Origin of the sequence: Enterococcus sp. S183_ASV_20 (genome assembly GCF_018919685.1) — a bacterium.
Taxonomy (GTDB): domain Bacteria; phylum Bacillota; class Bacilli; order Lactobacillales; family Enterococcaceae; genus Enterococcus; species Enterococcus faecalis.
The window spans coordinates 13,727-27,635 of record NZ_JAHLRI010000020.1; the positions used below are offsets into that span (position 1 = coordinate 13,727).

Genomic DNA, 13,909 nt, shown 5'->3' on the forward strand with positions numbered 1-13,909 from the left:
TTCATCGTTCTTAATGGGTAAGCTATTATTTTGCTTCATACCATGTTTTTCCCCAACTGCTATCGGTGATAAGTGGCACATGTAAGGAAACTGCGTGCTCCATCACTTCTTTGACGAGTTGATTTAATTGTTCTAATTCTGATTCTGGTACTTCAAAAACTAATTCATCGTGCACTTGTAATAACATTGTCGCTTGTAATTTTTCTTCTTTTAAACGACGCGCCATTTCAATCATCGCAATTTTTAAAATATCTGCGGCACTTCCCTGAATCGGTGTATTAATCGCTGTACGTTCAGCGAACGAACGTAGATTAAAGTTTCTTGAATTAATATCACTTAAATAACGACGGCGATGATACAATGTTTCCACATAGCCTTTGTCTTTGGCATCGCGGACTATCTCTTCCATATACTGCTTCACGCCTGGATATTTTTCAAAATAGGTGTCAATATATTGTTGTGCTTGCTTCCTAGTAATGCCTAAGTTTTGGGACAAGCCATAATCACTGATACCATAGACAATTCCAAAATTCACTGCTTTAGCTTGACGACGCATGTTAGGTGTGACATCTTCTGCTTTTTCAACACCGAAAACTCGCATTGCAGTGCTGGCATGGATATCTTGTCCTTCCACAAACGCTTCTTTTAAATGCTCATCATTAGAAATATGTGCGAGCACACGTAACTCAATTTGAGAGTAATCAGAAGAGAAAATCAACCAATTATCCTCTCTTGGTACGAAGGCTTCTCTAATTTTTCGGCCTTCTTCTAAACGGATAGGAATGTTTTGTAAATTGGGATCTACTGAGCTTAACCGTCCTGTTTGGGTCAGTGTTTGTACATACCGAGTATGAATTTTATTATCTGGCTGAATTACTTTTAAGAGTCCTTCAACATAGGTTGATTGAATTTTGGCAATTTGACGATAAGTTAAAATATCTGCCACAATTGGTGCTTGTTCTTTTAGTTGTTCTAAAACATCCACCGCTGTTGAATAACCAGTTTTCGTCTTTTTGATCACAGGTAAGCCCATTTTTTCAAATAAAATAACGCCTAATTGTTTAGGTGAGTTCAAATTAAATTCTTCGCCAGCTTCTGCATAGATTTTTTCTTCGATTTCTTTCAGACGTTCTGAAAATTCTACCTGCATTTCTTTTAAGCGCGTGGCATCAACACGGATTCCAGTTATTTCCATATCGCCTAAAATACGAGAAAGTGGTAATTCCATTTTATAGAATAAATCAGCTTGATTCTTTTCTGTTAATTCGCTATCTAATTTGCTTGTTAAAAATTGAATTGCTTTAATCTTACGTGCTAAGTGACCAAAGAAAACTTCTTCGTCCTCTGGCAAGCCTTTTTTGGCCCCTTTTCCATAAATGGCTTCATCAGATTGAATCGCATCATATCCGTAATGTTGTGCTACGCCTTCAATATCCGCGTTATTGTCATTGGTATCAAGTAAATAAGCAGCCAATAAAACATCAAAGGCAATCCCTGTCATTTTTCCTACATAGCGATTTAACGCAACATATGTCCGTTTTGCATCGTAGACATTTTTTTTACGTGTCTCATCCATCAACCAGTCGATAAATGGCTGACTTTCAAAAACAGCTAAATTATTCGTGGTATAAATCTTCTTGTTATTGCCCCAAGCAAGGCCGACAATCGGTGACGTATGATAGTTATCTTCCATCATCTCAACATAAAGAGCCATATCGTCTGTAAACATTTCATTGGTTAACTGATCTTCGACTACTTCAAATAAAATATCTTCCATTTCAACAGGTTCTTCTGTAATGTCCAACTTAGCTAAAAATTGTTTAAAGTCCATTTCTTTATAAAAAGGAACCAATTTTTCTAAGTTTTTTCCTTCATATGCCAAGTCTTCCACATTGACTTCGACTGGTGCATTGACTTCAATTGTCGCTAAACGTTTAGAAAGAAAGGCTTGCTCTTTATCATTAATCAAGTTTTCTTTCATTTTGCTTTTTTTCATTTCATCAATATTCTCATAAACCCCTTCAACTGAGCCATATTGTTTTAACAGCTTAATCGCGGTTTTCTCACCGATTTTCGTTACACCTGGAATATTATCCGACGTGTCGCCAGCCAACCCTTTCATATCAATAATTTGCTTAGGCGTTAACCCATCATATTTTTCAGCAATATGCTCAGGCGTATATGATTCAATATCGCTAACTCCTTTAACAGTGATATCTACTTTGACAGTGTCCGTCGCTAATTGTGTCAAATCTCGGTCCCCTGATAACACGACAACATCAAATTCATCTTTATCAACTTTGTTGGCTAATGTACCAATAATATCATCTGCTTCATAGTTAGGTAGTTCATAATATTTTACGCCTAAACCTTCTAAAAGTTCACGAATATACGGCATTTGTTCTTTAAATTCCCCCGGTGTTTTTGAACGTCCGGCTTTATATTCTGAATAAAATTCTGTTCTGAATGTGGTTTTCCCTGCATCAAAAGCGACTAAAACATGAGTAGGCATTTCTTTTTGCATTACATTTTCAAACATATTGTTAAACGCATAAATAGCATTTGTATGCAAGCCGTTTTTATTTTTGAATCGTTCTAATGAGTTATGTAGCGCAAAAAATGCACGAAAGGCTACACTGTTTCCATCAACGAGTAATAATTTTTTTTTGGTCATTTTTTTCCCCTCATCTTTAGCAAACTAGTTTCCTTTCTATTTTAACAAAAAACTACAGAATTTGCAGTAGACGGAGATTGCCGAATGAAAGAAAAAGGTATTTGACATAGTTCCTTAGTGACAACTATATCAAATACCAAAATCAATCAGCAATACACGCTGGATCTTCACAAGTATGAGAATCTTTTTACGGCAAAACATTTCCCGCTGCACGATAAATATCGTACCAATCTTCGCGACTAATCACAATGTCTGCTGCTTTAGCAATTTCTTCAATTCTACCAAGATTCATACTTCCTGCGATGACTTGCATATTAGCAGGGTGGCGCAGAATCCAGCTGCTGGCTAAGCCAGTTGGCGTTGTTTGATATTTTTCAGCCAATTCGCTTAATTTTTGATTTAACTCAGGGAATTTTTCATTTCCAATAAAGACACCTTCAAAATAACCATATTGGTACGGCGACCATGCTTGAATAGTCATTTGTTTCAACCGTGAATAATCTAAAATACCATGATCATAATCAATGCTTCCTGATATTTCCATATTTGTTTGTAAGCCTTGATCCACCATGCCAGTATGCTTGATGCCAAATTGTAATTGATTGGCTAATAACGGTTGTTTAACAGCTGTTTTTAAAAGTTCAATTTGTCCTGGCGTTTGGTTACTTACACCAAAATAGCGAACTTTCCCTTGTTTTTCTAATAAATGAAAAGCTTCAGCTACTTCTTCTGGTTCCACTAAAGTATCTGGACGATGCAACAATAATGCATCGACTGAATCTACACCTAAACGCTGTAAACTCCCTTCGACCGCTTCTAAAATATGTGCTTTTGAAAAGTCAAAAAAGCCCTGACGAATCCCACATTTCGTTTGTATAAAAATATCTTCACGACGAATGGTACTTTCTTTTAAGGCCTTACCAAAAATGGTTTCGCAGTCGCCGCCACCATAAATGTCGGCGTGATCAAAAAATGTAATGCCATGATCATAAGCAGTTTCAATTACCTGTTGAGGATTTTCAGCACCATTTAAGCGCATACATCCTAAGATAACCGAAGAAACTGTTTCGTCACTTGTACCAAATTGCAGTTGTTTCATTTTAATATCCTCCTCATCCATTCCTCTTACTTCTTCATTTTAACACTATTTAGACAAAATTGGACTTCTTACGGTAGATTCGCTTCGACTTTTTCAAAAAAAGCAGGAGATAATTCCTCTGGCAAATAAACCACTGTCTTAGAAGAAAGCGCTACGTTCATCTGAAACAAATGATTGACAATTAAGAGGTGTGCTTGGTGAAGTTGATACGTTGGTTTTCCATGAATAATTGTAATATTCTTTTTTTCACTGAAATAGCTTTTTATAGATTGCCCCAACGCTCGTTCCTTTTCTGGAGGAAAGTCCGTCAATAGGCAAATAATATATTTTTTTTCATATAAAATCGGGTTAAATAAATCTAGGATGTGATAAAAATAGCAACTCGTCAATTCCCGTTCTTTTACTGAAGTAAAGACTGGATATAGGCGTTTTAAAAGCCTAATAAGTTTTTGTAATCTGTGCCAGGTTTGTTGATAACGAGCAGCGAGTGTTTGTTCCTGTTTATGAGCTGGCAACCATGCTTGTCCGTCTAATAAACTATTCATATGCGTACTTAAAAATCGACATAAATGAATTTCTTGATAGTTAAAATGATGTTGTGTAAAATTTCTCCTAATTTCTTTCATAATAAAAATAGCTGTTTTTAAGCATAAACTTTCTATTTTCATTTGCTCATGAATAAAATACTTTCGCGCTCTCTTGCCAAAGCAACCACCAAAATGTGCTTCAAGAATCACAAATAACGCTTTTTGTTCTTTAAGAGACATAAAAGAAGTGCTCAACACTTCCACACGAAATAAATAAAAAAAAGCACTTGTTTGTTGAAATAAATTAGCCTTTGGCACTAAAATTTCATGCCCGCCTCTATATCGTTTCTCCCAAATATAAATTAGCCAACTAAGATGATTCTGTTGTGCTACATTTAAATCCAACTCAAAAAAGGTAATGATTTTCCGAGTCATGTCTCTGTTTTCTTCCAGACAGTTTTCTTGAAAAAACAAATAAAAACAAAGGATTAACTGTCGAATTTGCCATTCATTGCCAGTTAAATCGTAATGTTTTTGACGTACAATAATATCAAAATTAACTAGCCAACGTCGAATATTAGACAGCTTCTTCCGAAGAGTTGATTCCTGTAATCCCAATACCTGGGTCAATTGCGCATAATTGATTCGCTCTTCAATTAGACAACGTAAAATATAAAATTCGGGAATAAAATAACAAAATTTTTGTCTAAATCGAGCCAAGCCACAAACGCATAATTCACGATATTTTACAATTCCTTTGGTCGTTGTATAAATCTTACAAAGCCCTTCTATCTTAAACGTTTCCTGCTTTTTTTCAAAACGTTGAATGTAACAATGGATGGTTTTGTCGCTCACCTTTAGTTTTTCTGCAGCCATCAAAACAGAAAATGTCTGCTCTTGTTGCAGTAAATCCAACAATTCCAACATATTTTTATGTTCAAAAGACAATAATTCCTTGAAATCCATATATCGTCCCCTTTCACTCCCTTGTTATAAGAATACGTCAAATAAGGCAAAAATTTTTTTAAGAAGAAAAAAATAGAGAACAAAAAGTATTGATTACTTTCCGCTCTCTACAATTATATCGAATTATTTTTTTGAAATATGCAGTGTCATAGCATTTGCTGCTACAATAATTGTACTTAATGACATCAAGACAGCACCTACAGCTGGATTTAAAACAATCCCAATTGGTGCAAGAACCCCAGCCGCTAAAGGAATGGCGACAATATTGTACCCAGCTCCCCACCAAAGATTTTGGATCATTTTACGTCGTGTTTGTTTGGCTAAATCTAAGAACCTTAAAATATCTTTAGGATCACTATCCGTCAGTACAACATCTGCCGAATCAATTGCTACATCTGTACCAGCGCCTATCGCAATGCCGATTGAAGCACGGGCTAAACTTGGTGCATCGTTAATACCGTCTCCTACCATCATGACCTGATGCCCCTCAGTAAGATACTGTTGCACAATTTTTTCTTTATCTTCTGGTAAGAGCTCTGCGTAGTATTCCTTCATTCCTAAATAATTAGCAACTGCACTGGCAGCTGTTTGATTATCCCCTGTTAACATGACTGGCGTAATTCCTTGCGCTTGTAACTCTGCAATAAATGTTTTAGCTTCTGGTTTGACTTTATCTCCTAAAGCAAGCAGTGCGACTAATTGACCAGCGATGATTAAATAGCTCAAGGTGTTTCCTTGCTCTTGATAGTTTGTTTTAATTGTTTCATCGAAGGTTAACTGTAACCGTGCAACTTCTTTTTCATTGACTATTTTGACTTCTTGGTTTTGAACAGTAGCAACCAGTCCTACGCCTGATAAAGCTTGCAGATTATGGGCTTCATAAGGTTGAACGGCTTGTTTATTTAAATAATTCATGATCCCAATTGCCAACGGATGGTTTGCATTTTTTTCCAATGCCCCAATATATTTAAGTGCTTCTTCTCTAGTAAACTGCTTACTCATTAATTCTAAGCCAGTAACTGTAAATTGTCCTTCTGTTAAAGTTCCAGTTTTATCCAGCAACACATATTCAACCTTATTGGCTTGTTCTAATGCATTCCGATTTTTTAAAAGTAAGCCATTTTTAGCAGCAATGGAGGTACTTCTAGCAATCACTAAAGGAATTGCTAAGCCTAACGCATGGGGACAGGCAATAATAAAAACTGTAACCATTCGTTCAAATGCTAGAGACAAATCTTTCGTTACGAGTAACCAACCGATAAATGCTAACACACCTACGAATAAGGCAATATAGAATAACCACTTGGCTACACGGTCTGAAATGGATTCTAGTTTTGATTTTTCCGATTGCGCTTGTTTAACCATCTCCATAACTTTTGACAGGTAACTATTTTCACCCGTGCCAGTTACTGAAATTTCAATCATTCCGTTGCCATTGACAGCTCCACCAATCACGGAGTCGCCAATGTTTTTTTCTACTGTTTTTGATTCCCCTGTAACCATCGATTCGTCGACTGTTGTGCTTCCTTTCAAAATTTTACCATCTGTCGGAATTTTATCTCCCGAACGAACAATCAAGCGATCGCCTTCTTGGACATCTTGCAAAGGAATTTCTTCTTCCCCATGTTCAGTCATTCGCTTGACTGTGTCAGGTAACAGTTCAGCCATTTTTTTCAAGGCATCACCAGCATTAGAAATAGCATTCATTTCAATCCAATGGCCTAAAAGCATAATAACAATCAGAGTGGCTAATTCCCAGAAAAAGTCCATCACGTGGTCCTGATTCGTAAAATGATTCATGTAAAACGCATATAAGCTGTAAAAATATGATACCGAAATCCCCATCGCAATTAACGTCATCATTGCTGGACTCTTTTGCTGTAATTCCATTTTAGCGCCACTTAAAAATGGTTGTCCACCATAAAAAAATAGCACAGTTGCTAAAATTAAGACCAACCAATCAGAACCTGGAAAAGTAAATTGAAAAGGTAATTGAAAACCCATCATTGGTGAAAGAACAATAATCGGAATAGCTAAAATCAATGACAGCCAGAATTTTTGTTTAAAATTCCCCATATGCATTGAATGGTCCATTCCCTTCATTCCTTCATGTTGGTGTGACATAGCCATTTGTTCATGCGCCATATCATGATTCATGTGATTCATTTTATCGTGGGACATTGTTGGCTGTTTTTCCTGGTGTTGTTCATGATTATGTTTTGCTGACATATGATCCCTTCTCTTCTTAAGTATTTTCATCTTAAGCATAGCACAAGATGAAAATTGTTAGAAATAATTACTTTTTTTAGTTTAGAAAAAAAAAGAGCCGAATTTTGCGTATGTATATTTTAAGAACACCTTATCCTCATATTTATTACAAAAGGAGTGTTTCAATGAAAATTACTACAAAGCAAGTCGGGGCGCGCATGCGTGAAGCTCGAAAAAAGAAGAAGTACACTTTACGTTATTTAGCCAATAAAATTGGTTTATCTAGTGGAAGTACAATTAGTAACTGGGAACTAGGTTTGAATTTACCCAATAAACGATACTTAAAAAAAATCGCTAAAGCCTGTGACACAACAGTAGATTGGCTACTTTATGGTGATTTCGATCGATTTGTGCGCCAGCTATTAAAAGAAAATTTTCAAAATAAACAACTGCTAAAACCACCTTTTTTTACTCAGTTGATGGGACGTTTATCTGAAGAACAGCTATCCTATCACGATTCCTTAAAAATTATGATTCAAGCGCAAAAGTTACAGCAGTCCTTTTATGCTTTTCCTTTAACAGTAGAAGCCCCCTCTCATTCCCAAGAGAGTATTTCTATTTATGAACCAACAACTGCAGAAGAACAGTCTGACCAATCTTATTATCATCCGTTTATTTTGTCAGAACTCCATGAATTATTTACACATTCTCAAAATCCAGAATTGGATTATTCTCTGATTATCGCTTTTCTTCCTTTGTTAAAAGTAGATCAATTAACTGAGCCACAAAAAGAAGTCTTACTGGCCATCTTTAAGCGGATGAATTCCTTTAAAGACCAAACGCTTTTAAATGAATTCTTTGTGGAATTACAGTATTTACTCTGATTCTACAAAAAAGATTGAGCCATGTATCTCAAGGACTTAGGCTCAATCTTTTAGTTAAATTTCTTCTATTTATGAACGATTCTTTCGTTCGACTAAGTGCGTTTTCCGTTGTGGGCCAATGATTAAAGGAACGGATTCATATTTGACTTCACTGTATTCCAAGCCAAACCAACTTTCAGGAGAGGTAGTTAAGTTTTTGATAGCTAATTTTGCCTGCATAATTTGTCGATCCCATTTTTTCAGTTCAGAAACGTTAGATAATTCTTCTTGAATTAATACAAATTGGAAATCGCCAACTTCTCTTCCTGGCGTTAATGAATAACGTTGTGGCTGTTTTGGCAAGCGGCCTGTTTTCATCAAGTCATGAACAATTTGTCTTAAATATACATTCACTTCTTGAGAAATATGGAAGCCTAAATATAGCTGAACTTGCACAATAAAATCAGTCCCTAACATATCAACAGAATACTCTTGAGTAAAGGGTTCATCTGTTACCTGAACATTAACAAACCAATAAACATTCGCTCGTTTTGGTTGTTTGTCCAAAATCGAATAAATAATATTACGATTAATTTCGCCATCCACTCGATCGGAGGTTAAAAAGACCACGTTGGTTTGATACATAGGTACAGATGTATCTTCTTTCAAAGCTTTAAGTTGTGGTACATATTTTTTCAACGACACTTGTTCCGCCGTCGCTTCCTTAATCTCGTTGCCGCGTTCCCAAATAATCATGATGCATAACAAGAAGACTGCCATTCCCACAGCAACATATCCACCATGGAAAAACTTCGCAGCACTTGAAAAGAAAAAGACAACTTCAATGGCAGCAAAGAACAAGGAAATTAGATACGCAGACCAAGCTGGAATTTTATCCAAAAGATAAAACAACAATAAAATGGTTGTCATTAACATCGTAATCGTAATCGATAGACCATACGCAGCTTCCATGTGTGTCGATGTTCTAAAAGCCAGCACGATTGCTGAACAAGCTAGCCACAAAATTAAATTTACCGCCGGAATATACATTTGACCGATATTGCTCCCAGGATAAATAATTTTAAGTCTTGGTAATAACTTCAATTTAATCGCTTCAGAAACTAAAGTATACGAACCTGATATTAACGCTTGCGAAGCAATCACTGCGGCGATTGTTGCAAAAACAACGCCAAATACGAGAATACCTCGTGGAATCATTTGGAAAAATGGGTTAATTTCAGCTAATGCCTGCATTTCAGGGTTTTCTTTGACCGTTAACAACCACGCAGCTTGACCTAAATAATTAAGAATCAAACAAATCTTAATATACGGCCAGCTAATGCGGATATTCATTTTTCCTACATGCCCTAAATCAGAATATAAAGCTTCAGCACCAGTTGTAGCCAAGAAAATATTACCTAAAATAAATAGACCTAATTTATTTTCTGGACTGACTAGTAATTGCAAAGCATAATATGGATTTAATGCACGAATAACCGTCCAATCTTGGCTAAAATTCATTAAACCAATGATGCCTAAAAAAGTAAACCACAAGAACATAATCGGCCCAAAAGCTTTCCCGACCAATTCTGTTCCAAATCGTTGAACAGAAAAAAGAATTAAAATAATCGTCAACGTAATAACCACTATAATCGTTTGGTCATTGCCAAAACGTTCAAAAAATGCTGGAATCCCCCGTAAGCCTTCAATCGCTGTCGTCACTGTCACAGCTGGGGTCAAAACGCCATCAGCCAGTAAAGCGGCGCCGCCAATCATTGCGGGAATAATCAAATACTTACTTTTTTTTCGAACCAATGTATAAAGAGAGAAAATCCCACCTTCTCCATGGTTATCAGCATTTAAAGCAATAACAACATATTTAATCGTGGTTAAGATAGTTAATGTCCAAAAAATTAATGAGACCGAACCTAAAATAAACGATTCAGAAACCCGTGCCAAGCCACCATTATCTCCTACAATGGCTTTCATTACATATAAAGGGCTCGTTCCAATATCTCCATAGACAACGCCCATGGCAACTAAGATCCCTGCCATCGTAAATTTCCGACGATCAAACCCCTCTGCTTTGTGTAACACAATACTTTCCTCCTACAAAAGAAATGACTTCGTTTAGTTTAACCAACAGCTCCATAAAAACTTTTAAAACTCTTTATTATATAACGTTTTATATATCTTTTTCATTAGTCAAAAAGCGCTTTTTGACTAACGATGCTACTCACTATAATACGTTTTAAATCGTTTAGCAAGTCTTTTTATTAGAGAATGTTCATCTTAGATAAGAAACCCACCTATTTTGAAAAAAGGAAAATCAAAAATAAGTGGGGCAGCAGTCGAAACGACTGCTGCCCCACTTGCTAACTATTAAGATAATTTTCTGAACAAATGTAGCTCCTTTTATTCCTGTTAAATTTAAATTACTTCTTCTTCCTCTTCGACTTCAGAGAAATGGAACTTAATCATTTCATTGACGAAAATTGGCACAAAGGATAGGAAAATTGCTAACATCCAATGATTTAAACTAATATGCACTAATCCAAATAGTTCTTGTGTGAATGGTAATAAAGCGATGGTTGTGGTAATTAGTAATGCTAAAACGACCATTTCAAAGAGCGACTTGTTGCTTGATAATTTTACACGGAAAACAGAGTTCGCACTACGAACATTAAAGACATGTAAGATAGAGGAATAAGCTAAGATTAAAAATGCCACTGTTTGTCCAACTTCATAGCTGTTTGAAACATAGGCTGAAACACCTGGTACAAAGGCACCTAGGTAAAAACCAAACAAAGTAATGACTGTGAACACTGCTGCATTAATCCCAATCTTTTGCCATAAGCCTCGTGCAAAAATCCCTTCGTTTTTAGGGATTGGTGCCTCATCCATAATTCCTTTTTCCGCTGGTTCTTTTCCTAATGCAAAACCAGGTAACCCATCTGCGACCACGTTAACAAACAACAGTTGAACTGCAGTAAATGGCGCACCCCAACCAAGTAACATGGCAATTAAAACAATAAAAATCTCAGAAATATTACAGCTTAATAAGAAGTTAATGGCTTTACGAATATTTCGGTACACGGCACGTCCTTGCGCCACTGCATCAACAATAGTTGCAAAGTTATCGTCCGTCAAAATCATATCTGAAGCGCCTTGGGCCACATCTGTTCCAGTAATCCCCATTGCGCAACCGACATCACTAGCTTTCAAGGCTGGCGCATCATTCACGCCATCTCCGGTCATTGCTACAACAGCGCCAGAACGTTGCCATGATTGAACAATTCGAATTTTATCTTCAGGGGTTACACGTGCATAAACGGATAAATCTTTAACCCGTTTATCTAATTCTTCATCACTCATTTTTTTCAGTTCTGAACCAGATAAGGCTTCACTTTTATCTTTTAAAATTCCTAATTCTTTAGCAATTGCACTGGCTGTTACCACGTGATCACCAGTAATCATCACTGTTTTAATTCCAGCTTTTTTCGCACGAGCAATGGCGCCCTTACTTTCTGGACGTGGTGGATCAATCATGCCAATTAAGCCTAACAAGCGAAGATTTTTTTCTAAAGCCTCCGATGTAATTTCCTTGGGTGGTTCATCATATACGGCATAACCGACAGCAATAACTCGTAACGCTCGTTTTCCGAAACGATCATTAACAATAGCCGCTTGATCGACATCTCCGAAACCAAAACGAGGTAGTAACACATCAAAGGCTCCTTTAGTAATTGAGATGTACTTTTTCCCCCATTGATGGACCGTAGTCATCATTTTTCGTTCTGAATCAAAGGGAATTTCACCAATACGAGGATATTTTTCTTCAAGTTCTTCTTTCGTATGATAATTTTCTTCGACAGCACGAACAATTGCCGCTTCTGTCGGATTCCCTGTAACAGTTAGTTCATCGCCTTCTTTTTCCACAATGACATCTGTACATAAAGCAGCCATTTTCAATACTTCCATGGCTTCATCGGTCATGGCATCTTCCGTATCCGTTACTTCATCACCACGATGCCATACTCGGCGGACGCGCATTTTATTTTGTGTCAGTGTTCCTGTCTTATCAGAACAGATAACATTCGCAGTTCCTAGCGTTTCTACTGCTGGCAATCGACGAATAATCGCATGTTTCTTAGCCATTTTTTGAACACCATATGCTAAGGTTAACGTTACAATCACGGTTAGTGTTTCTGGTACAGCTGCCACCGCTAAGGAAACGGCTGTCATAAACATTTCAAGAAGCGGTTCTCCTTGCAGTTCACCAATAATGAAAACAATTGCTGCAGCCCCTAAGGCTAACAAACTAATACGTTTGCCTAATTGATTCAAGCGTTTTTGTAATGGTGTTTTTTGCTGATCGCTGTTATTCAGTAACCCAGCAATTTTACCCATTTCTGTATTCATTCCTGTTGCAGTTACTACTGCTCGTCCGCGGCCATTCACAACGGTACAGCCTTTGAAAATCATATTTATTTGATCTCCTAAGCCATCATCGTCATGCCCCACGTATGTAGGATCTTTTTCAACAGGTTCACTTTCACCTGTTAGTGCTGACTCTTCTACGCGCATTTGAGAAGCTTGAATAAGTCGTGCGTCGGCTGTAATCATTGAACCAGCTTCAAGAACTAGAACATCTCCTACTACTAGTTCTTCAGCATCGACTTCGATTACCTTGCCATCTCGTAAGACTGCACTACTTTGCTTGTTCATGTCTTGTAAAGCCGCCAGAGATTTTTCAGCATTTCCTTCTTGAACAATGGCTAAAACAGCATTGATAATCACAATTGCAATAATTAAGATTCCTTCAAAATATTCGCCATGTTCTGTTACGATTGCTGTATAAAACGAAATTGCCGCAGCAACTAATAAAATAATCGTTGTAAAATCAGATAAACTGTGAATAAATTTCTTTAACACAGAATCCTTCTTAGCCTCTTCAAATTGATTGCGGCCATTTTCTTTCAGCCGTTGTTGGGCCTCTTGTTGTGTTAAACCAGTTTCAGTATTGACTGAAACTTCTTTTGTGACAGTATCGACAGTTTGCTTGTAAGCTTCCATCCTATTCCCCCTCTAATTTTTTCTTCCTATATAATAGTGTCTCTATTAAATATAACATGATTTTTTTTGAACACGCAACTTTTTTCATCTTTGGCTTAGCGTTCTCTCATATGTCCAGAAAAAACTGGTATTTTCGTTGTTGCTACAGCAATGTTTCTATTTGATTATGGGAATTTTATGAAAAAAGAAACGAATTCAGCCAAAAAGCAATGGACATTTTTTTCATTTTGTCTGATAAAAAAATAGTTTATTTCTATATATTCAAAACAAAACAACAAAAAAATACAATGTTATTTAGTTCGCACGATTATTTATTTTACATGTTATAAAATAACCAGAAAAATATTATATTTAATCTTATTAATAAGTGCTATAACTTGCAAACGCTTTCAAAAAGTGCTATTCTTTAAGTGTAAGGAGGACATGCTAATCAATTGGTTGAAGATTTTCTCAGTAGATAAAAATCGGTAAACTCAAAGTTGTTAGAATTGCAAGA

At 36.5% G+C, this 13,909-nt stretch carries 7 protein-coding genes; 1 reads left to right on the plus strand and 6 read right to left on the minus strand.

Features of this window, described 5'->3' with window-relative positions:
• Positions 1-25: 25 nt before the first annotated feature.
• From polA to KQI94_RS08755, 4 genes are all read right to left on the minus strand, one after another.
• Positions 26-2,674, minus strand: coding sequence for a DNA polymerase I (polA, locus tag KQI94_RS08740; protein ID WP_002355755.1), 2,649 nt, complete (start codon positions 2,672-2,674; stop codon positions 26-28).
• Between the two features lie 187 nt (positions 2,675-2,861).
• On the minus strand, positions 2,862-3,773 hold the full coding sequence (locus tag KQI94_RS08745; RefSeq protein ID WP_002355754.1) for an aldo/keto reductase: 912 nt from the start codon (positions 3,771-3,773) through the stop codon (positions 2,862-2,864).
• Between the two features lie 68 nt (positions 3,774-3,841).
• Positions 3,842-5,266 carry a helix-turn-helix domain-containing protein gene (locus tag KQI94_RS08750; protein ID WP_002368138.1) on the minus strand — a complete coding sequence of 475 codons (1,425 nt, stop codon included), beginning with the start codon at positions 5,264-5,266 and terminating at the stop codon, positions 3,842-3,844.
• A 123-nt stretch (positions 5,267-5,389) separates the two neighbouring features.
• Positions 5,390-7,534: a heavy metal translocating P-type ATPase gene (locus KQI94_RS08755; protein WP_002368137.1), complete on the minus strand. Its 2,145-nt coding sequence runs from the start codon at positions 7,532-7,534 to the stop codon at positions 5,390-5,392.
• A gap of 125 nt (positions 7,535-7,659) precedes the next feature.
• Here KQI94_RS08755 and KQI94_RS08760 point away from each other — a divergent pair, with 125 nt between their 5' ends.
• A complete protein-coding gene (locus KQI94_RS08760; protein ID WP_002381295.1) occupies positions 7,660-8,358 on the plus strand; it encodes a helix-turn-helix transcriptional regulator in 699 nt (232 codons plus the stop codon).
• Positions 8,359-8,427: 69 nt separating this feature from the next.
• Here KQI94_RS08760 and KQI94_RS08765 read toward each other — a convergent pair whose 3' ends face one another.
• Together KQI94_RS08765 and KQI94_RS08770 are read right to left on the minus strand one after the other, a co-directional pair.
• On the minus strand, positions 8,428-10,434 hold the full coding sequence (locus KQI94_RS08765; protein WP_002387003.1) for a KUP/HAK/KT family potassium transporter: 2,007 nt from the start codon (positions 10,432-10,434) through the stop codon (positions 8,428-8,430).
• 333 nt (positions 10,435-10,767) lie between these two features.
• On the minus strand, positions 10,768-13,413 hold the full coding sequence (locus KQI94_RS08770) for a calcium-translocating P-type ATPase, PMCA-type (protein WP_002358801.1): 2,646 nt from the start codon (positions 13,411-13,413) through the stop codon (positions 10,768-10,770).
• Between the last annotated feature and the right edge of the window lie 496 nt (positions 13,414-13,909).

What these genes read in the sequence shown, in the direction of transcription:
- polA (WP_002355755.1), bottom strand. Translation starts at nt 2,674, where the DNA reads ATGACCAAAAAAAAATTATTACTCGTTGATGGAAACAGTGTAGCCTTT.
- KQI94_RS08745 (WP_002355754.1), bottom strand. Translation starts at nt 3,773, where the DNA reads ATGAAACAACTGCAATTTGGTACAAGTGACGAAACAGTTTCTTCGGTT.
- KQI94_RS08770 (WP_002358801.1), bottom strand. Translation starts at nt 13,413, where the DNA reads ATGGAAGCTTACAAGCAAACTGTCGATACTGTCACAAAAGAAGTTTCA.
- KQI94_RS08755 (WP_002368137.1), bottom strand. Translation starts at nt 7,534, where the DNA reads ATGCTTAAGATGAAAATACTTAAGAAGAGAAGGGATCATATGTCAGCA.
- KQI94_RS08750 (WP_002368138.1), bottom strand. Translation starts at nt 5,266, where the DNA reads ATGGATTTCAAGGAATTATTGTCTTTTGAACATAAAAATATGTTGGAA.
- KQI94_RS08760 (WP_002381295.1), top strand. Translation starts at nt 7,660, where the DNA reads ATGAAAATTACTACAAAGCAAGTCGGGGCGCGCATGCGTGAAGCTCGA.